This is a genomic window from Actinobaculum massiliense (genome assembly GCF_001457435.1).
Classification (GTDB): Bacteria; Actinomycetota; Actinomycetes; order Actinomycetales; family Actinomycetaceae; genus Actinobaculum; species Actinobaculum massiliense.
Window position 1 is genome coordinate 1,382,351 of sequence record NZ_LN881717.1, and the last position, 20,332, is coordinate 1,402,682.

General features: G+C 58.1%; 21 protein-coding genes and 1 tRNA gene. 20 read left to right on the forward strand and 2 right to left on the reverse strand.

Annotated features, from left to right (window positions below; translation table 11 throughout):
- Nucleotides 1-56 precede the first annotated feature (56 nt).
- Genes BN2664_RS07840 through BN2664_RS09215 form a run of 10 tightly spaced genes read left to right on the forward strand, consistent with a single transcriptional unit; the run spans nucleotide 57 to nucleotide 6,177 of the window.
- A complete protein-coding gene (locus BN2664_RS07840; protein ID WP_004007612.1) occupies nucleotides 57-1,358 on the forward strand; it encodes a phage portal protein in 1,302 nt (433 codons plus the stop codon).
- On the forward strand, nucleotides 1,355-2,233 hold the full coding sequence (locus BN2664_RS07845; RefSeq protein WP_004012032.1) for a head maturation protease, ClpP-related: 879 nt from the start codon (nucleotides 1,355-1,357) through the stop codon (nucleotides 2,231-2,233). Before BN2664_RS07840 ends, BN2664_RS07845 begins: the two co-directional genes overlap by 4 nt.
- Nucleotides 2,234-2,247: 14 nt before the next feature.
- Nucleotides 2,248-3,477 (forward strand): phage major capsid protein, encoded by a 1,230-nt coding sequence (locus BN2664_RS07850; protein ID WP_007000743.1) that lies wholly within the window; start codon nucleotides 2,248-2,250, stop codon nucleotides 3,475-3,477.
- A gap of 35 nt (nucleotides 3,478-3,512) precedes the next feature.
- The gene (locus tag BN2664_RS07855) at nucleotides 3,513-3,830 is read left to right on the forward strand and encodes a head-tail connector protein (protein ID WP_007000742.1); all 318 of its coding nucleotides are present in this window, start codon (nucleotides 3,513-3,515) and stop codon (nucleotides 3,828-3,830) included.
- A gap of 4 nt (nucleotides 3,831-3,834) precedes the next feature.
- Nucleotides 3,835-4,164, forward strand: coding sequence for a phage head completion protein (locus tag BN2664_RS07860; protein ID WP_007000741.1), 330 nt, complete (start codon nucleotides 3,835-3,837; stop codon nucleotides 4,162-4,164).
- Nucleotides 4,165-4,166: 2 nt separating this feature from the next.
- The gene (locus BN2664_RS07865) at nucleotides 4,167-4,604 is read left to right on the forward strand and encodes an HK97-gp10 family putative phage morphogenesis protein (protein WP_007000740.1); all 438 of its coding nucleotides are present in this window, start codon (nucleotides 4,167-4,169) and stop codon (nucleotides 4,602-4,604) included.
- Nucleotides 4,601-4,945 carry a hypothetical protein gene (locus BN2664_RS07870; protein ID WP_007000739.1) on the forward strand — a complete coding sequence of 115 codons (345 nt, stop codon included), beginning with the start codon at nucleotides 4,601-4,603 and terminating at the stop codon, nucleotides 4,943-4,945. The genes BN2664_RS07865 and BN2664_RS07870 overlap by 4 nt, the downstream gene beginning before the upstream one ends.
- A gap of 12 nt (nucleotides 4,946-4,957) precedes the next feature.
- Nucleotides 4,958-5,554, forward strand: coding sequence for a major tail protein (locus BN2664_RS07875; RefSeq protein ID WP_007000738.1), 597 nt, complete (start codon nucleotides 4,958-4,960; stop codon nucleotides 5,552-5,554).
- A gap of 12 nt (nucleotides 5,555-5,566) precedes the next feature.
- On the forward strand, nucleotides 5,567-5,983 hold the full coding sequence (locus BN2664_RS07880; RefSeq protein WP_007000737.1) for a hypothetical protein: 417 nt from the start codon (nucleotides 5,567-5,569) through the stop codon (nucleotides 5,981-5,983).
- 23 nt (nucleotides 5,984-6,006) lie between these two features.
- Nucleotides 6,007-6,177 (forward strand): hypothetical protein, encoded by a 171-nt coding sequence (locus tag BN2664_RS09215; RefSeq protein WP_007000736.1) that lies wholly within the window; start codon nucleotides 6,007-6,009, stop codon nucleotides 6,175-6,177.
- On the opposite strand, the gene BN2664_RS07885 is transcribed toward BN2664_RS09215, so the two are convergent.
- Nucleotides 6,174-6,791 carry an alpha/beta fold hydrolase gene (locus tag BN2664_RS07885; protein ID WP_040316952.1) on the reverse strand — a complete coding sequence of 206 codons (618 nt, stop codon included), beginning with the start codon at nucleotides 6,789-6,791 and terminating at the stop codon, nucleotides 6,174-6,176. The genes BN2664_RS09215 and BN2664_RS07885 overlap by 4 nt on opposite strands.
- A 256-nt stretch (nucleotides 6,792-7,047) precedes the next feature.
- Here BN2664_RS07885 and BN2664_RS07890 point away from each other — a divergent pair, with 256 nt between their 5' ends.
- The 9 genes from BN2664_RS07890 (at nucleotide 7,048) to BN2664_RS07935 (ending at nucleotide 18,931) form a co-directional block, all read left to right on the forward strand.
- Complete coding sequence (locus BN2664_RS07890) at nucleotides 7,048-9,723, forward strand: phage tail protein (protein ID WP_007000733.1); 2,676 nt, start codon at nucleotides 7,048-7,050, stop codon at nucleotides 9,721-9,723.
- A 2-nt stretch (nucleotides 9,724-9,725) separates the two neighbouring features.
- Nucleotides 9,726-10,418 carry a hypothetical protein gene (locus BN2664_RS07895; protein ID WP_007000732.1) on the forward strand — a complete coding sequence of 231 codons (693 nt, stop codon included), beginning with the start codon at nucleotides 9,726-9,728 and terminating at the stop codon, nucleotides 10,416-10,418.
- Nucleotides 10,419-10,491: 73 nt separating this feature from the next.
- The gene (locus BN2664_RS07900) at nucleotides 10,492-13,323 is read left to right on the forward strand and encodes a phage tail spike protein (protein ID WP_007000731.1); all 2,832 of its coding nucleotides are present in this window, start codon (nucleotides 10,492-10,494) and stop codon (nucleotides 13,321-13,323) included.
- Between the two features lie 16 nt (nucleotides 13,324-13,339).
- A complete protein-coding gene (locus BN2664_RS07905; RefSeq protein ID WP_007000730.1) occupies nucleotides 13,340-13,762 on the forward strand; it encodes a DUF1617 family protein in 423 nt (140 codons plus the stop codon).
- Nucleotides 13,759-13,980: a hypothetical protein gene (locus BN2664_RS07910; protein WP_007000729.1), complete on the forward strand. Its 222-nt coding sequence runs from the start codon at nucleotides 13,759-13,761 to the stop codon at nucleotides 13,978-13,980. Before BN2664_RS07905 ends, BN2664_RS07910 begins: the two co-directional genes overlap by 4 nt.
- 91 nt (nucleotides 13,981-14,071) lie before the next feature.
- Nucleotides 14,072-14,530, forward strand: coding sequence for a phage holin family protein (locus BN2664_RS07915; protein WP_007000728.1), 459 nt, complete (start codon nucleotides 14,072-14,074; stop codon nucleotides 14,528-14,530).
- Nucleotides 14,530-15,345: an N-acetylmuramoyl-L-alanine amidase gene (locus BN2664_RS07920; protein WP_007000727.1), complete on the forward strand. Its 816-nt coding sequence runs from the start codon at nucleotides 14,530-14,532 to the stop codon at nucleotides 15,343-15,345. The genes BN2664_RS07915 and BN2664_RS07920 overlap by 1 nt, the downstream gene beginning before the upstream one ends.
- A gap of 767 nt (nucleotides 15,346-16,112) precedes the next feature.
- On the forward strand, nucleotides 16,113-17,363 hold the full coding sequence (locus BN2664_RS07930) for a recombinase family protein (RefSeq protein WP_007000725.1): 1,251 nt from the start codon (nucleotides 16,113-16,115) through the stop codon (nucleotides 17,361-17,363).
- On the forward strand, nucleotides 17,360-18,931 hold the full coding sequence (locus BN2664_RS07935) for a recombinase family protein (RefSeq protein WP_007000724.1): 1,572 nt from the start codon (nucleotides 17,360-17,362) through the stop codon (nucleotides 18,929-18,931). The genes BN2664_RS07930 and BN2664_RS07935 overlap by 4 nt, the downstream gene beginning before the upstream one ends.
- A gap of 208 nt (nucleotides 18,932-19,139) precedes the next feature.
- Here the strand turns inward: BN2664_RS07935 and BN2664_RS07940 are convergent.
- A tRNA-Gly gene (locus tag BN2664_RS07940) sits at nucleotides 19,140-19,213 on the reverse strand.
- Nucleotides 19,214-19,422: 209 nt separating this feature from the next.
- On the opposite strand from BN2664_RS07940, the gene dcd reads away from it, so the two are divergent.
- Nucleotides 19,423-20,019 carry a dCTP deaminase gene (gene dcd / locus BN2664_RS07945; protein WP_007000723.1) on the forward strand — a complete coding sequence of 199 codons (597 nt, stop codon included), beginning with the start codon at nucleotides 19,423-19,425 and terminating at the stop codon, nucleotides 20,017-20,019.
- Nucleotides 20,020-20,332 lie beyond the last annotated feature (313 nt).

A 20,332-nucleotide genomic window follows, 5' to 3' on the forward strand; every position in this document is an offset into this window, starting at 1 on the left:
CACGACTGTTTTGAGGGCGCTTTCATATTCCAATTCTACATGTGAAAGGACACCGCATGAGTTTTCTGAATTGGCTGCGTGGCGACACCACCCGCTCCGCTGACGATCACGCGATCAGCTCTGGCTACAGCTTTTTCTTCGGGGCAACGAGCTCTGGCCGTCCGGTGACAGAACGCAGCGCGATGCAAATGACCGCCGTCTACTCATGCGTGCGGATTTTGGCTGAAGCTATCGCGGGTCTGCCGTTGCATGTTTACCAGCAGAGCAGTGATGGGGCGAAGGTGAAGGCGCTCGACCATCCCTTATACCGGCTGTTGCATGATGAGCCGAACCCTGAAATGACATCCTTTGTCTTTAGGGAAACTCTGATGACGCATTTGCTTCTTTGGGGTAATGCGTTCGCCCAAGTGCTGCGCAACGGTAAAGATGAAGTGATTGGTTTGTATCCGTTGATGCCGAACCGGATGATGGTGGGGCGCGACGAGGCTGGGCGACTCTATTACGAGTATCAGCGCACCTGGGACGAACCAGCTGGACGCTTCGACACGGTGCGACTCTCGGCGCGCGAGGTGCTGCACATTCCAGGGTTGGGCTTTGACGGGCTGGTTGGTTATAGCCCGATTGCGATGGCAAAGAATGCCATCGGCCTCGCCCAAGCAACAGAAGACTACGGCGCATCGTTTTTTGCTAACGGTGCTGCACCTGGTGGTGTGTTGGAGCATCCGGGAACGATCAAAGACCCCGCGCGCGTTAGGGAGTCCTGGCAGTCCACGTTCGGCGGAGCCCGCAACGGGAACAAGATCGCTGTGCTCGAGGAAGGCATGAAATACACGCCCATCTCCGTCAGCCCAGAACAAGCTCAATTCCTTGAAACGAGGAAGTTTCAGATCAACGAAATTGCTCGAATCTTCCGCATACCCCCGCACATGATCGGCGACCTCGAAAAATCCTCGTTTTCCAATATTGAGCAGCAGTCGTTGGAGTTTGTGAAGTACACGTTGGACCCGTGGGTGATCCGGTGGGAACAGGCCATCACCAAAACACTCCTCAGCTCGCGTGAAAAACCTGGCGTGTATGTGAAGTTCAACCTCGAAGGCTTGCTACGTGGGGATTACGAATCCCGAATGAATGGTTATGCGGTGGCAAGGCAAAACGGCTGGATGAGCGCCAACGATATCCGCGAACTAGAAAACCTCGATCGCATCAGTCCCGAGGCTGGCGGCGACCTCTACCTCGTCAACGGGAACATGCTCCCGCTCAGTCTCGCAGGTGCATACGCGCAGACAACCGGGTCTGAATCGGAGCCTGAACCGGCTGAGGAACCTATGAGTGAATCTTCTGTAAGGAGGAGGATATGAGACGTTTTTGGAACTGGCTCACACCAGAGCCATCAACTGACCCGGACGCAGATGCAGTCCGGGTTTTGCGCATTAGCGGCACGATCGCTGAAGAATCCTGGTTCGATGACGACATCACACCCAGCATCTTCGCCAGCGAGTTGAACGCTGGGTCGGGGCCGGTGACGATCTGGCTCAACAGCCCGGGTGGTGATGTGGTGGCTGCGGCGCAGATCTACAACATGCTCATCGACTACCCAGGCGAGGTGACCGTCAATATCGACGGTATCGCCGCATCGGCCGCGTCTGTGATCGCGATGGCCGCCACGAAGGTTGCCATGAGCCCGGTGTCGATGTTGATGATTCATAACCCGGCCACCATGGCGGTTGGCGATAAGGACGAACTCGCACGTGCGATGAGCATGCTTGATTCGGTCAAAGAATCGATTCTGAATGCATATCAGGAGAAGACGAACCTGAGTCGGGCGAAGCTGTCCAAGCTCATGGACGCTGAGACGTGGATGGATGCGCGGGCTGCGATCGACATGGGTTTCGCCGACGAACTCCTCACCAACCAACGCGACCCAATGTTTGCGATTGAGCCGGACAACGAGCCGGATGACGATGAGGACGAGGCCGAGTCACCAGACGAACCCGACGAAGACGACGAGGATGAAGATCCGAAGCGCCTGCCGTTTCCACCCAAGAACGCGGGACAAGGCACGGTGTTTTCCCGCCGCGCCTCCGAACAAAAGCTCGTCGCACACCTGACCGCCACATCACCGCCACCTCCGTCGAAGCGAGTGCGTCCACCACTCCCAACCATTCAACCCGCCGTGCCTGTTGGTCGGCGGGTTCTCGATTTGTACGCCGAACTAGCGAACCAACCCCACTGAAAGGACCAACACCCATGACAACCCCTATGACTGTTTCTGACCTTCGCACCAAGCGCGCAGATGCTTGGGAGAAGGCGAAGGCATTCCTTGACGAGCGCCGCGACACCACAACCGGTTGCCTGTCTGCTGAAGATGATCAGGCTTACGCGAAGATGGAAGCCGAAATCGATCGTCTCACCAACGAGATTGCCCGTTCTGAACGTGCCCTGCGCCGCGACGCCGACCTCGCTAAGGCAACCAACACACCGCTCACCTCAATGCCAGGCATCAACCCCGACAATGACGAGGTCAAGCACACAACCCCACGCGCTACATCCTCCTATAAGCGAGCCTTCTGGGATGCCATGCGGCTCAACGCTTCTCCGATGGAAGTACGCAACGCCCTCTCCGAAGGCGTCGATACTGAGGGCGGCTACCTCGTCCCGGACGAGTTCGAACACACCCTCGTGGCGGCACTGGCGGATCAGAACATCATGCGCGGCCTGGCCAAGGTCATTCAAACCACCAGCGGGGATCGGAAGATCCCAGTCGTCTCTACCCATGGCACTGCCGGGTGGCTCGATGAAGGCAAGCCGTACACCGAATCCGATGAAGCCTTCACGCAGGTCACATTGAGTGCGTTTAAGCTCGGCACCTTCCTCAAAATCAGCGAAGAGCTACTCAATGACAGCGCGTTTAATGTCGAGCAGTACCTAGCAGCTGAGTTTGCTCGCCGTATCGGCGCGGCTGAAGAAGAAGCCTTCCTCACCGGAGACGGAAAGGGCAAACCCACCGGCATCTTCGCAGCCTCCGGCGGTGGCGAGAAGGCGGTGACCACGGGCAAGGCCACCGACATTACCGCTGATGAGCTCATCGACCTGCACTACGCCCTGCGCGGCCCGTACCGCAAGAACGCAGTGTGGCTCATGAACGACTCCACCGTGAAAACAATCCGCAAGCTCAAGGACGGCAACGGTCAATATCTGTGGCAACCTGCCCTGACCGCAGGAACACCAGACCTGGTTCTCGGCCGCCCCGTCCACACGAGCACGTTCGTTCCGGAGATCAAGGCAGGTGCATCAACGGTGGCCTTCGGTGATGTGTCGTACTACTGGATCGCCGACCGGCAGGGCCGCTCCTTTAAGCGGCTCAACGAACTGTTCGCCACCACCGGACAGGTCGGATTCCTCGCATCCCAGCGACTGGACGGCAAGCTCGTCCTGCCTGAAGCAGTCAAGCTGCTCACCCAAAAGGCATCCGCATAACCAGCGGTTCTACACACTGAGAGGAGGTGGCCGCAATGACCACAACAGAGCTTACCTCGCAGGTGAAGGCGAACCTGCTCATCACCTTCGACGATGACGACAAGCTGCTTGTCGCATTGGTGAATGCGGCCACCTCCTACGCCTGCTCCTTCCAGCACCTGCCCGAAAACCACTACGAAAAGAATGAAATGAGCGGGGCAACCAGGCAGGGCATTGTCATGCTCGCCTCCCATCTTTATGAGTCGCGTGATGGTTCGACGGCAGGCTTTTGGGCCGATAAACCGGATGCGGCTCGGGCGGTATGGAACGCGGTGAACAATCTGCTGCGCCTGGACCGGGATTGGAAGGTGTAGACCAATGGCTTCTTTGGGATCCATGCGCACCACCATCGACCTCATCCAGCCGACGGTTGTTCGGGATAAGGCGGGGTTCACCACCACGCGCGATGAAGTGAAGGCGACGGTGCGGGCGCAGATCGAGGTGCGGCACGCATCGAGCGCGTGGGTGAACCGGGCAGCGTACTCAAAGGCTGACGTCCTCTTCCGCATCAGATCTTTTCCCGGACTGTCCGTGACCACTGATATGGAGATCAGTGGCCCGGATGGGCGGTATGTGATTGACGCAGTTGAGGTGATCGGCAGGTATGTCGAGATTCTCGCCCACCAGATAACCCCTGAAGGGAGATAGTCATGGCTCGAGTGCAGATTCGCTTGCCGAACGCGTTTATTGATTCTCTTGATGCTGCCAGCCGTGTGCTCGAAACCTCTGCTGATGAGGTGCTGGAGGCGGGAGCCGCGGTGGTTGAGCCGCGAATGCGAGCCAACCTCACGGGCGCGATCGGACGTGCCACCAAGCAGCCCTCGCGTTCAACAGGGCAACTACTCAGCGCGCTTGGTACGACCTCGGTGAAAGTAAACAACAAAGGTGATCACAACATTAAGGTCGGCTTCGCCGAGAACCGCCGCGACGACAGAGCGAATGCGTTGATCGCCAACGTCCTCGAACACGGCCGTAGTGATCAGCCTGCACGCCCGTTCCTTGCACCCACACGGTCGCAAACGCGGCGTGGTGCGATCGAAGCCATGAAAACAGCGCTCACAGCGCGCATTGAGCAGGTGGGGCCATGACCGCATTATTGGAACAACTCACGCAGATTGCTGACAAGCTCGGCCTGCCGTTCGAGGTCGGTCTCTACACGGCAACGCCTGCGCCGCAGACGTATCTGGTGGCAACCCCGCTGACGGATGTGCTGGACGTGTTCGCCGATAACCAACCCAGCGTTGAGGTTGAGGAAGTCCGCCTCGCACTCTTCACTCGCGGAAACTACCTCGACCTACGTAACCGCATTACCCGCGCCCTACTCGACACTGGACTGACGATCACTGCCCGTACCTATGTCGGCTTCGAAAATGACACTGGATTTCACCATTACGCGATAGACGTCGCAACCCACCACACCTACAGATAAGGAGAATTTCTCATGGCGACTATTGGTTTAGACAAGCTCTACTACGCCACCATCACTGAAAACCCCGACACGGGCGAGGAAACCTACGCCACACCCAAACCCCTCGCCAAAGCCATCAGCGCAGAACTCAGTGTTGAGGTCGCCGAGGCAATCCTGTATGCCGATGACGGTCCATCCGAGATTGTCAAGGAATTCAAATCCGGCACCCTGACTTTGGGTATCGACGACCTGGGTGGTGAAGCAGCCGCAGCCCTCACTGGGGCGAGCGTGGATGCAAACGGCGTACTCATCTCCGCCTCAGAAGATGGCGGGGCTCCCGTGGCGATCGGTTTCCGAGCCGCACGCTCTACGGGGAAGTATCAGTATTTCTGGCTGTACCGGGTCAACTTCGCCCTCCCAACAGAAACGTTGGCCACTAAGGCAGACTCGATTACGTTCTCGACACCCTCGATTGAGGGCACGATTTTGCGGCGTAACAAACCCGATAGTAAGGGGCGTCATCCGTGGAAGGCCGAAGTGCTAGAGGGCGGCACCGGCGTCAAGCCCGAGACGATCACGAACTGGTATGCGCAAGTTTATGAACCCGCCAGCACCACATCTGAAGCCTAAGGAGCATGAGCCATGACAACCAAGAAGAAGACTGAATCAGTTGTCGAACCTGGACGCTCCGCCACTGTCAGCATCGGCGGTACCGACTGCGAGCTTGTCTTGACGACGAAAGCCACACGTCTAATTGCTGAGCGTTACGGCGGGCTCGAACACCTGGGTAACGCCCTGGAAATCTCCGACGATCTGGGCAAGACGCTCGGTGAGGTGATTTGGTTGATCACGCTGCTGGCTAACCAGTCCATCCAGATCCACAACCTGCGCCACCCAGACGACAAGCGCCCAGAGTTGACCGAGGACGAGGTTGAACTACTCACTGTGCCTGCTGATCTGGCGGATTATCGCGGCGCGATTACTGAAGCCCTCCAACGAGGCACACGCCGAGACATCCTGACCGGGTCAGCCCCAAAAGCACCAGCAGCGGACGCGTAGTCGACAACGATCAGGCTGTGTTCATGCGGCTGACATATATCGGCATGGCTCACCTTCACCTCAGCCAAGTGGAGGTGGGCTTAACCGTGTTCGGGGAACTCTTGGATCTGGTCGACTGCTGGCGGTTAGAGACCGGCAGAGCCCAACCGCTACGTCAATGGTTCATCGACGACGTCATCCCCGCTGGGATTTAGATGTTGTTCCAGTGGGTTTTTAGTTCGTGAGCGAATTCTGTGGGCATTGATTGATGCCATTGATGACCCGCGTCTGGCACAACGATGAGGCGGGCTGGCGGGATCTGTTGGCTGATGGTGCGGGCGGCAGGAAGATTCGCACGGTCTTTCGAGCCGCACGCAATCGTTGTTGGAACCGTGATATTTCCAAGCTCTGGCTCGAAATCAATGGCTGATATTTGACGCAGGATTTCCAGCAACTGTTGCTTGGAAATCTGTGGTGGGCACACGAGACGCTCAGGCAAGACTCGCATTAGAACGCTTTGAATGCGCATCAATACTTTAGGCGGGCGTGCTTGAGGAGCTGAAAGAAACAGGGAGCGAACCATGTGCGGGTGCCATATAGCCAGATCAAGACCCATCACCGCGCCAAGAGATAGCCCAACCACGTCGACTGGATCATTCAGTGATGCGGCGAGTTCGTCCGTGCGCTCATGTAACGACCATGGCGTTCCTGATGGCTGATCGACAACAGTGGGCGTGAGCGCGTCAATGCTCTCGAACTCGTTGATGACACCATTCCAGGCTTGCGGGGTCTCACCGAGTCCGTGAAGGAAAAGTACCGGAGTGCTCATCGCTGCAAACCACGAGTGGCAAGGTGCCACGCTGCAAGCCCGATCGCACATATTGCGAAACCTGCTGCATTAGCGATGCCCGTGACGGGATGCACGACACCGCTCATCCACAAAACAGCGAAAACGACCGTACCGATGACGAGTAAAGCAAACAACGGCCATACCCACCGGCGATTAGTTACAACATTGGCCCACACGATTCCTCCTCATCCTCTAGCCAATTTTAAGCCCCAGCAACGCGAAGGAATACAGACCTATGGCTGACAGTTCGTTTGGTTTGAAGATCGGGCTTGAGGGTGAGCGTGAGTTCAAGCGCGCGATTACGGATATTAACCGTGAGATGCGTGTTCTCGGCAGTGAGATGAAACTGGTCGCCTCGTCTTTTGATAAGAACGACAAGTCCGCCGAAGCCCTCACCGCCCGCAACCAAGTACTCGGCAAAGAAATCGAAGCTCAAAAAGCCAAGATTGAGACCCTACGCGCCGCACTCGAAAACTCTGCCTCGTCGTTTGGTGAGAATGATTCGCGGACGAAGAATTGGCAGATCCAGCTCAACAACGCAGGCGCGGAGCTCAACCGCCTCGAAAGCGAACTCAAAGCCAACAACGACGCCCTCTCTGATTTCGGGAACGAGGCGGACGGTGCGGGCGATGATGCCAAGGGCGCGGCAAAGGACGCAGGACGTCTTGAGGGCGCGGTGGATGATCTCGGTGACGAGATGGACACCACCAGCTCCAAGACCCGCATTTTCGGCGACGTGTTGAAAGCCAACCTTGCCTCCGAAGCGATCCTCGCCGGGGTGAAGGGTATCGGGCATGCGATCGCCAGTATTGGTCGCGGCATGGCTGGAGCCTTGAAGGAGGGCGTGGAGTACAACGCGCGTATGGAGCAATACTCCACAAGCTTCACGACGATGCTTGGTGATCAAGCCAAGGCTCAGCAGCTTGTGAATGATTTGAAGGTTGAGGCGGCGAAGACTCCGTTTGGTATGGAGGATCTTGCGGGCAACATGCAAACCCTCCTGAGCTTTGGCATGAGCTTGGAGGATGCGAAAAAGCACCTGAACGAAATCGGCGACATTAGCCAAGGTGACGCGGTGAAGATGGAGTCCTTGACACTCGCCTTCGCTCAAATGTCTTCGACCGGCAAGCTCACGGGTCAGGACTTGCTGCAGATGATCAACGCCGGATTCAACCCCCTGGAGGAAATCTCGCGTAAGACCGGCAAGAGTATTGGTGAACTCAAAGAAGATATGGCGAAGGGTGCTATTTCGGCTGATATGGTCGCTGACGCCTTTGCGTCTGCCACTAGCGAGGGCGGGCGTTTCTACGGGGCTATGGACGCCCAATCCAAGACCTTCTCTGGTCAGCTCGCGACAATGCAGGACGGGATCGAAAACCTCAAAGGCTTGCTGGCTGGCGGATTAAGCGAGGCGTTGGCTGGGTCAGTCCTTCCCATGGTGAACGGCTGGATCGACGAACTCACGACAGCTTTTGAAGAAGGCGGCACGCCAGCGTTGATCGACGCCCTCGGTAGCGTATTGCAAGAAGCACTTGGTTTTATTGCTGAGCAACTACCTATGGTGGTCGAGACCGGCATGAGCATTTTGACCGCGCTCCTTGAAGGCATTATCAAGGTGTTGCCACAAGTGGCCGAGACGGCGGTGACGTTGATTATCGCTCTGGTCGAGGCAATCATCGAAGCGTTGCCGTCCCTGTTGGAGGCGGCGATACAGATCATCGCCACACTGGTCTCTGGTATCGGCGAAGCACTACCGGAACTGGTTCCTGCGGCGGTGGAGATGCTCATGGCTTTGGTACAGGGTCTGGTCGACAACCTCCCGTTGCTTCTTGATGCGGCGTTGCAGCTCATCACCGGACTTACCGAAGGCTTGATCGCTGCCATTCCCGTGATCATCGAAGCCCTCCCACAGATCATCACCGGGATTGTCACGTTCCTTGTGGGGGCGATCCCGCAGATCATCGAAGCAGGAATCCAACTACTCACCGCCTTGATCGGGGCGCTGCCTCAGATCATCACAGCGATTGTCGCAGCACTCCCACAGATTATTACCGCGATCGTCAGCGGCGTGGTCGGCGCAATCCCGCAACTCATCGACGCAGGGATCCAGCTACTGACGGCTTTGATTGGGGCGTTGCCGCAGATCATTACGACTATCGTGGCCGCGCTCCCGCAGATTATCGGAGCTATTGTGTCGGCGATTGGTGGGGCGATCCCGCAACTCGTCCAAGCAGGCATCCAACTCTTGACCGCGTTGGTACGAAACCTGCCGCAGATTATTTCCACAATCGTCGCAGCAATCCCATCGATTATTTCTGGGATTGTGTCTGCTGTTGGTCAGGGCGTCTCAGCGATGGCCCAGGCGGGCAAAAACCTCGTCTACGGCCTGTGGAACGGTATCCAATCCTTAGCGGGGTGGCTGTGGAATTCGGTCTCGAACTGGGCATCAGGTATTTGGGACTCCATCACTGGCTTCTTCGGCATCCACTCACCGTCACGCAAGATGGCCTGGGCAGGACGGATGCTTGTCGAAGGCCTCGCAGGCTCCATCCGCACGGACGGCAACAAGGCTGTCACCGCAGCTTCAGGGCTCGCGCGCGACACGATAGACGCCTTCGCCGACCTTGAGGACGGGCTGGCCGTGCCGATCGAGGCGGTGGCAGACCTGCAAGTGCCGAGCGTTGACCTCACCCCACAACCCGTGACTGTATCTCAGCGAAGTACTGATGAAGCGGCAGAGCGTGTGGATGTCGCTGGGATCGTGGACGCAACGGCGAAACGCATCCTGTCCTCGCTGGACATTAGCGTGAAGCTCTCGGATGGGACGCTGGTTGGCAAACTCGCACCTGCTCTTGACAAACAACTCGCACGCCTCGATCGGCGGCAGACCGTGATGGCAGGAGGCTACTGATCATGTTTGGTTTCACGCTGAACAGCGCGGAGACTTCGGCGTCGCTCGGTCTGCGACTCACGGCGCCGGTGGCGATTCCCGCAGCCGTCCGTGCGGTGGATGATATTGAGGTCGAAGGCAGAGCAGGAACCCTCACGCGCTTCACGGGCTGGGAGGATACCGAGATCGAGCTTGAGCTCGCCGTTCCTGTTCGTGACGGGCTCCACCAGTATCGGCAGGCTGCTCACGAGCTGACGGGCTCTTCGACGATTGCGTTGACTGCCGAGCCTGGTGTTTACCGCAAGGTTAAGCACTGCGAAGTGAGCGAACTGCGCCGGGAGCTATCGGGGTGGGGGTTCTTCACCGCGCGGCTCACCTGCCAGCCCTTCACTTACCTGACCGAGGGATTGAATCCAGTAACGCTCACTGCATCTGGGACGATCACGAACCCCGGCCTACTCGATGCGGATCCGATCATCACCGTTACTGGCACCGGAACGTTGTCTTTGACGATCAATGCGCGCGTCTATCACGTGAATTCGCCAGCAGGTTCCGTCACGCTCGACAGCGAACGCCTCGTCGCACACGCCCACGGGAAAATCCAGACCGATGCGCTCACCGAAACCTTCCCGACCTTCAAGCCTGGGATCAATCGCCTCACGCTCGGCGCGGGTATTTCGAAGATCGTGATCACGCCGAACTGGCGCAACCCCTAACACCCAACTCACGCAAGTTCCGATGGCCATCCCTTCGTGGGGTGGTCGTTGTGTTTTATCTGGAAGGCCTCTCATGATTACGGTTCACGACCGCACCGCCACCACATTCACCACCACCGGGCTAGGAGTCTTGGATCGGGAGATCATCAACCCGATCGTGACGGAAGAACTAGGTGGCGAATTCTCACTGACCTTCACCTACCCAGCAGACGACCCTTCAGCCACGCACCTCGTAGTGGAAAACATTGTGGCAGCGCCCGTGCCAGGACTGGAGCAACATCAGGGGTTCCGTATTAGCGAGGTTGTCACCACCCTTGACGGCATGCTCGAAGTGAGCGCGTTTCATGTCTTCTATGATCTGGCTGCGAACCTCATCGCCGACACCTACGTGGTCAACAAAACCGCGAAAGGCGCACTGACCCAGATCCTTGGGGCGGCAAACACTAAGCACGGGTTTACTGCTACCTCCTCGGATACGGTGACCAGGGCATCGGCGCGGATAGTGCGCATGCCCATCGCCGCCGCTCTCATGGATGCGGGCGAGGACAACACGTTCGCTGCGCGTTGGGGCGGCGAGATTACGCGTAATAATTGGCTGATCCATCACACGCCCATGCGCGGAGCCAACCACGGGGTGGTCATCCGTGATCGGAAGAACCTCACCGGCTTTGAATCATCCATTGACTTCTCAACAGTGGCGACGCGGATTCTGCCAGTCGGATACGACGGCCTACTCCTACCCGAACTGTATGTCGATAGTCCGAAGTTGGGTGATTATGTGGTGCCGCGTATCCGCGTCATCCGCTACGGACAAGTCAAAGCCATCACCGACAAAGACAACCCGCGTGAGGGTGAACTCCCACTCGACCAAGCCCACTCTGAGCTGCGCCGACTAGCTGCAGCAGAATTCAGCGCAAGACATGTCGATGAGCCGTCGGGCTCGTATAAGGTGCGGTTCGTCGATCTCGCCACCACCCGTGAATACGCCGACCTCGCACGGCTCGAAACCGTCGAGATTGGCGATACCGTGACCGTCCGCCACACTGATCTTGGGATTGCGCTCACGGCACGGGTGGTCGCTTACGAATACAACCCGCTCACGCTCCAGTACATCTCCGTTGAGCTGGGTTCTACTGCTCGGAAGTTCACGTCTGTCACCCGGCAGGTCAAAACCGCCATCAATACGGCGGTGGCTGCGTCGGATGCGGCAGGATTCGCACTCGCTTCAGCGGATGGGAAGAACACCAACCACTACGGCAGCATCCAGCCCGCCAAGGCCAAGCTGGGTGACACGTGGTTCCGGCAAAATGGCGAACAGGTCGAGATCTGGATCTACCGGCCCACTGATACCGGGCAGCCCGGCTGGATAGCACTCGCCACCGATCTGAATCATGCCCAGCTCGGTGCGGAACTCGATGCCGCCCGCACACAAGTCGGCCACGCCCTGCTTGCGGCCCAGAATGCACAAAACGCCGCCGATGCTGTCGCCACTCAGATGGCGTCGGCGCAGGTGGAGATTGACCAGGCCAAGACCGCAGCCGCTGGTGCTACCCAGCTGGCGCAGGACGCCCACGACATCGCGGTAACCTCGGATGGGCGGATCACGGTTGCCGTTGTTGACCCGAGCGTAGCGGACGCGGCTGGCCGACCGGAGGGTGCGCTGTGGCAAGTGCGCGTCGACGGAGTGATCGCCCGCCAATACATCCTCACCAACAACCAATGGGAACAAACACCGGTCGGTGCCGCGATGATCGGGCCGAAAGCGATCAGCCAAGCACACATCGCAGACGCCGCCATCGGCACCGCACACATCGCTGATGCCGCGATCACCGACGCGAAAATCAGTTCACTGTCGGCAACCAAGATCACCAGCGGCTATCTCGCTGCTGGACGGATTGCTGCCGGCTCGATCACCTCCGACAAGCTGACGATCGCGAGTGGGTTCATCACCACCGCAATGATTGCCAACGCCGCGATCACGGACGCGAAGGTTGGCAGTCTATCGGCGTCGAAGATTACGACCGGTACCTTGTCGGCGGCACGGATCGCTGCCGGTTCGATTACCTCGGACAAGTTGACGATCGCTAACGGTTTTATCCAGTCCGTGATGATCAAGGACGCTGCGGTCACATCGGCCAAGATTGCTTCGCTGGATGCTGGGAAGATCACCACCGGGACGTTGTCGGCGGCTCGGATTGGGGCGCGCTCGATTACGGCAGACAAGCTCGCAGCCAACGCGATCCAAGTAGGTCTTGCCGGGTGGACGCAATCTATCCGCATCACCCCGTATCAGATCGCTTGGTATAACGGCTCGACATTGGAAGGGACAATCTCCAGTTCCGGGATGAAATTCTGGTACGGCACCCGCTACATCGGGGAAATGGCACGCCGTGCCCACAAGGACAAGCCCGACGTGCAAGGCGTCGTCAACCAGGTCGCCTATCAAGGCGACTATGTGGCCTGGACATACCAGACGGTTTCCGGCGGCACCTACTACACCTGCCTCACCCTGGATCCGAAGGGACGCTTCTACGGCAAGGCCGGCATTCATCTCGGTGCTGACTTGCGCACCAACGGCTACAAGTTCTACACCACCGGCTCGCGCTACGTGACCTTGCAAGACTGCACGCTCACCGGGAAAGGCACCTACGCCGGGTGGGCGTCGAGCAATGGGCTGGCGAAGATCGTCTTCCACACCTACGACGTCATGGTCGTCACCAATGGGTCGTATTACAACATGACCCGCCTATTCGACCGCACCAAAGATTTGATGTCGCGGATGAACGCGATCCTCAGCCTGCTCAATCAGGGGTGGATCACATCCATCTCCGGAACCGGATCGAACATCACGTGGCGGTACTTCTCCAACACTGGATTATCGGCCATGTCCACCAACCTCGCATAAGTAAAAGGAAACACTGATGAAGATCAAGATCGCCAACCAGCACCTCCAACCCGTCGCCGAGCTACTCGCTGGGATGCCGCTCAAAGCCGCTCAATCTAGGGCGCGCTCCAAACTCCTCACGCTAGTGAAGGAAGCGATTGCTCGGTTCGGGGAGGACGAATACGACCTCGTCACCCAATTCGCAACACTTGACGATCAGGGTCGCCCAGTCTTTGGTAACGACGGCACCTTTGCTCTCGCTGACCCAGATAAAGCGAGTGAATTCCTCGAAGCTCGCCAAGCCCTGCTCGCGTCGATCGCTGAAGTATCTGGCCCGACCTACGACGGCCACGACAATGACGTGAAAACACTTCTTGATGGCTATGACGGTGAGCTGTCTGGCGAAACGGCCGAGGCCTACGACGTTCTCTACGACGCGATCACCAAGGACAACACATGAGCGCCGAAGAAGAAAAGAGCAAAGAACTCACCGAAGTCTCCGCTGATGAGTCAACGCCTGACGATGAGGTGCAGTTGCCGATCGTCCCAATTGAATCCGATACAACGCCTGCACCACCAGCAGAGGCCATCGAAACCCACGAACTCCCAGCACCCAAGGCGGCGTCCTTCGACTTGAGCCTGCCGATCTTGGAGGTCTTGACTGACCCGACTATGTAAATCGCTGCGCTACACCAATTTTTGATGCCTTCACCCCAGATGGGTGGGGGTATTTTTCATTTGCCCACCCACCCTGGAAGGAACACGCTTTATGTCTATTCACGCTATCTGGCACACCACCCAAGCAGGCCTCGCAGGCCTCGGCGCATGGCTCGCCGCCTACCTCGGAGGCCTCGACGGCCTCGTCTATGCCCTGATCGTCTTCGCTATCGCCGACTACATCACCGGGGTGCTCGCCGCCATCTCAGAGCGCCGCCTCTCCAGCGCAGTTGGTTTCAGGGGTATCAGCCGCAAGATCCTTATCTTCACCCTCGTCGGGCTCGCCCATTTGATCGACGTCCATATTCTCGGAGCGCCCGGCGTGCTGCGTGCGGCGGTCATTTTCTTCTACCTGTCCAACGAAGGCATCTCCCTGATTGAGAACGCCACCCGCTTGGGTCTGCCTGTGCCTGCCCAGATGCGTGGAGCTTTGGATGCGATCGCGAACCGCGCCGACACCAGACCCTCACTCACCGAAACGACCACTGAAAACACAAAGGAGATTCACTGATGAAGAATTGGCTCGCGCTTGAGGCTGACATCGACCTCATCATGAACAAGCACTACACACCCGGCAGGAACGGTAGACGGATCGATAAGGTCATCATCCACCACAACGCCGGAAACCTTACCATCAAGGGATGTTACGACGTCTGGCAAACCCGCCCAGCTTCCGCCCACTACCAAGTCCAATCCGACGGACGCATAGGTCAGTTGGTGTGGGACCGCGACACCGCCTGGCACGCAGGAAACTGGGTAGCCAACACCACCAGTATTGGCATCGAACACGCCGACATGACCAGTGATCCATGGACTGTATCCGAGGCGTGCCTTGATAACGGAGCACACCTCGTGGCCGCAATCTGTAAATTCTACGGTCTCGGCCGACCGGTCTGGGGGAAGAACGTGTTCGGTCACAAGAACTTCTCCTCGACCGAATGCCCAGCCTCGCTGGCAGGCAGTCAGCATGCCGCCTATATGGCTCGCGCACAGTCTTGGTATGACCAGATGACCGGCAACACCCCAGCACCAGCACCAGCCACACCGGACATCGACGCTCTCGCCGATGCCGTGATCCGTGGCGACTACGGCAACGGTGAAGAACGTAAGCGTCGCCTCGGAGCCAACTACGCCGCCATCCAACAGCGAGTCAACGAAAAGCTCTCCGGCAACACGCCTGCCACGAAGCCCGCCGCACCCAACATCGATGCGCTGGCTGACGCCGTGATCCGTGGCGAGTACGGCAATGGTGAGGAACGTAAACGACGTCTCGGAAACCTCTACAGCGCGGTGCAAGCGCGCGTGAACGCCAAGCTCGGCTACTAACCACACGCGCCACTGTGCAACTTAGCCCCGCTGCTACCCGTCATGGGTGGTGGCGGGGCTTTTCGTCATTTTACGGGCGGATTTAACACATACGGGTTTGTCGGCAGTGGGGTGAAGGGAGTGACCCCACTGTGAAGAACATTGAAGAAGAACGTATCCGTAACCTGCGCACAGCGGGCTGGGGGTATAAAGCGATTGCCGAGTTTTGCGCCTTGACCCGTGACCAGGTCCGTTCATACTGCACCAGCCGAAATCTCGAGGCCGGTTCAGTGGTGGTCCAGCGGGTGTGCCGCTGGTGTGCCAGCCCTATTCGGGGAGGTGCTCGTGCTCGGTTTTGCTCGCCCGCCTGCAGGCATAAAGCGTGGCGGCATCGGCAGAAAACCGAGCCCGTGCGCAAGCAGACCTGTGCGCACTGCGGGCACCGCTTCGTGATCGTGGATAAGCCAGGTCAAAAGTATTGCTGTCACGCCTGTTATGTGCGTGCTCGCTTTGGCACCCGAGGTGGGCGCTCATGAACACGCTCGCCACCACGGTCGATCAGATGACAAGGCCCGAGGTATTCGCCCGAGAACTCGCCTTCATTACTGACGCTCACACGTTGAGCATGCTGGCAGGTCGAGGAGTGCTAACCCCCGCAGAGTATCGGCGTGTCTATCGGTTGTTGTTCCAGGCGTGGAGCCCGATCTATCAGTCACAGATTGTGGGCGAAACGACTGGATAAACACCGCCTTTAGAGCGTGTATAGACCTAACACGAAAGGAGAAAACGTGGCACAGGTTAGTGTGGTTACACCAGTTCGGCCGCCGACCCCGAAACTGGTCAACGTGGCAGCATATACGCGGGTCTCAACCAACGCCGTCGAGCAGTTAGCATCCCTATCGGCGCAAGTGTCGTATTATTCGCGCCTGATCCAGTCCACGCCCGGATGGGCCTATGCGGGCGTGTTCACCGATGAGGGTATTACTGGCACTTCGATGAAATCCCGGCAAGGCCTGGCCGACCTGATGAACGCTGCCAGAGCAGGAAAGATCGATCTTGTGTTGTGTAAATCGATCTCGCGCCTTGCCCGCAACACTGTCGACCTGCTCGCTACGGTTCGTGAGCTGAAAGACCTTGGTGTGGCCGTGCGCTTCGAACGCGAACGCATCGACACCCTCAGCGCTGACGGAGAACTCCTGCTGACCTTGTTGGCGTCGTTTGCTCAAGAAGAATCACATTCCCTGTCCCAGAACGTCAAATGGGCGATCCGTAACCGGTACAAGAACGGTGGAACAAACTCCTTCGTCGTCTACGGCTATAGCTGGGCAGACGGCGAGTTCACCATCATTGACGATGAAGCCAAGATTGTGCGCCTACTGTTTGCCAATTATCTCGATGGGATCAGCCCGGAAAAGACAGCCGCGATCCTCAATGGTCAAGGTGTACGTTCGCGCGGTGGAGGACGCTTCTACGGGTCAGTGTTTCGTCGCATGCTCGAAAATGAGCGCTACAAGGGCTGCCAGATGCTGCAGAAAATGTACCGCCCTGCGATCCAAGCACCCACACGTGCCCTCAATGACGGGGAGCTGCCGCGATACTGGGTTGAGCAAGCCCTCCCACCCATCATCGATAAGTCTGTGTTTGACGCGGTGCAAGCAGAAATCGCCTATCGGCGTGAGATTGGTCCGGCTGCGACCCCGTCAAAGAACACGGGCGTGTTCACCGGGCGGATCTGCTGTGGCGCGTGTGGGAAGAACTATCAACGCAAAACCCGCACCTACAAGTCTGGAACCTCGTATAAGTTTTGGCGGTGCTGGAGTGCCTGCACCGGGAACGGCAACCCCTGTAGGGGGCACAACTTGCGCGAAACACTCCTCGAACACGCCTGCGCAGACATGCTCGGCACCCAAAGTTTCGACCCCGTCCAGGTTGGCGAGCAGATCGTGATGATTGAAGCCTTCCCGCACCAGCTCACATTCCACCTCGCGGATGGAACTATGACGCCGGTGGGCTTAACCAGTGAGGGGAGGTTGGCATGAGTCGCACGGTCACTGCGATACCCGCGACAAAGAAGGTTCGATCTGCCGCAGCCTCATCTGGGGTACCGGCGCGCAGAAGGGTCGCCGCCTACGCGCGAGTTTCTACCGAGATGGAAGAACAAACCTCCTCCTACGAGGCTCAAATCGACTACTACACCACCTACATTCATTCCCGTAATGATTGGCAGTTCGCGGGCATGTACGCCGACGAAGGTATCTCTGGCACTTCTATGAAGCGCCGTGAGGGATTCCAAACCATGATCGATGACGCCCTGGCAGGCAAAATCGACCTGATCCTCACCAAGAGTGTGTCCCGGTTTGCTCGCAACACCGTCGACTCCTTGACCACCGTGCGCAAGCTCAAAGACGCAGGCGTGGAGGTCTACTTCGAAAAGGAAAACATTTACACCTTTGACGCCAAAGGCGAATTACTCATCACGATCATGTCCAGCCTGGCCCAGGAAGAATCCCGATCTATCTCCGAAAACGTCACCTGGGGACACAGGAAACGTTTTGCCGATGGAAAAGTCATGGTGCCCTACAAGTCGCTGCTCGGATATAAGAAAGGCGAGGATGGCAGTCTCGTCATCGATGAAACCCAGGCACCGACTGTCCGGTTGATCTACCAGCTTTTCCTTGACGGGATGGCTATTAGTGAGATCAAAACCGAACTTGCTGCCCGCAAGATCCTCACCCCGCGTGGGAAAGAAGTGTGGTCAACGTCGACAGTGCGCTCGATCTTGTCGAATGAAAAATATAAGGGCGATGCCCTGCTTCAAAAGACATTCACCACCGATTTTCTTACTAAGAAGATGAAGGTCAACGAAGGCGAAGTACCCCAATACTACGTAACAGGCAATCACGAGCCGATTATTGCTCCGCGTATCTGGGATCAGGTGCAATACGAACTCGCCACCAGGCATGCCAACATATCCTCAGCGAAGGTCGGCTTGTTCTCCACCCGGCTCAAGTGTGCGCAGTGTGGGTCGTGGTATGGGCGTAAAACGTGGGCGTCGAACACGAAATATAAGTACACAGTCTGGCAATGCAACCATAAATACGCAGGCGAACACCCTTGCAGCAGCGCGACTATGAAAGACGAAGATATCAAGAACGCTTTCGTCCAAGCACTCAACCAACTGATCGCCCGCCAGCCACGGCAAAGCCACCTACTGCAAATCTTTGACTCCATGTTTGATACGAGCCGTATGGAAGAACAAGCCGCCGCTTGCCAAACAAAAATCGTGGAACTCACTGAGCAGATCGAAGCACTGATAGCCGAAAATCAGCAACGCGCGCTCGACCAAGACGCCTACCAAAACAAGTACACAGAGCTCGATACTGCCTACCGTAAGACACTCGCACGCAAAACAAGCCTAGAGGCAGATATTGCAGCGAACACCGCCAAGCATGCCGCCGTCACCACAGCCCTAGGCGATCTGGCAGGCGAACCTGTGAGCGAGTTCCGCCCCGCCCAGTGGAGCGCACTCATCGACCACGCCATCGTAGACGAGGATACGATCCGGTTCGTGTTCCGAGTTGGTGAGGTAGTGAGGGTTCAGCTGTAGGAGGTTAGAGGGAAATTTTTAGCCCGTTCGCGCATGAGCGCCGGACGGGCTTTTCTCATGCCCAGAAATCGTGGCAGCAGCGAAGCGATAGTGCTCGGGGAGCGTTTCTGCAGGTCAGAGCTAACACGCTATACACTCGCTAACGCTTTGACCCCCTTGGGGCGTACGCGCTAACGCAAACGCCTACTTATCATTTTCGACGTCTAAGTGGAGCGGGCGACGGGAATCGAACCCGCCTCTGCAGCTTGGGAAGCTGCCGTTCTACCGATGAACTACGCCCGCGAAGCACCGCGCCATGTTCTTTGCATTGCTTATTCGCCCTGCAGAGTCGACTGCGGTCCGCGCGTCTCGCACTGAAGAAAAACTTTACCGCCTCGGCGGGCCGGGAGCAAAAGAGGCGCGTCACATTTGTGGCGTCGCCACGCCCCGATGCGCAAGTCAAATCCTCGGAAAATTCCCCGCTGGCGCCCTAACCGTGCCAGAATCTAAGCGTGCTTCTTTCAGATACAGACATTCTCAAATACGTAGACGAGGGAAATATTCGGCTCGATCCGTGGGATCCGGAAATGATTCAGCCCTCGTCAATCGACATCCACCTCGATCGCTTTTTCCGCCTCTTCGATAATCACCGCTACCCGGTGATCGACCCGGCCCTGCCGCAAGAGCAACTCACGCGCCTGGTTGAAGTGCCGGCGGACGGCGAATTCGTTTTGCATCCGGGGGAGTTCGTGCTTGGCTCCACCTATGAGCAGGTCACTCTGGGCGATTCCATCGCCTCGCGCCTGGAAGGTAAATCCTCGCTCGGCCGGCTGGGGCTACTCACCCATTCCACCGCGGGCTTCATCGATCCGGGATTCTCCGGGCACGTAACGCTCGAGCTCTCCAACACCGCCACCATGCCCATCAAGCTCTACCCGGGCATGAAGGTGGGCCAGCTTTGCTTCTTCCAGCTTTCCTCCCCAGCGCAAAACCCCTACGGCGCGGGCGCATCCGGTTCGCGCTACCAGGGCCAGCGCGGGCCCACGGCGTCGCGCTCTTACCTCAACTTCCACCGCATCGACGTGAGCGACGCCGGAGCCGCGGCATAGGCTGGCACCGCGCCACCGCGCTCCCGGTCGTCTGCTTGCAGCGTTCCTCCCGAGCCCCACACACGGCCGGCGCAGGCGCAGCCGGGTCGCGCTACCAGGGCCAGCGCGGGCCCACGGCGTCGCGCTCTTACCTCGACTGCCGCCGCGTCGACGTGGGCGACGCCGGAGCCGCGGCATAGGCTGGCACCGCGCCACCGCGCCACCGCGCCACCGCGCCACCGCGCCACCGCGCCACCGCGCCACCGCGCCACCGCGCCACCGCGTCTCAAATTCCCTCCCAAACAGCGAGAAAGAACGCTTTTGATAGCTAATA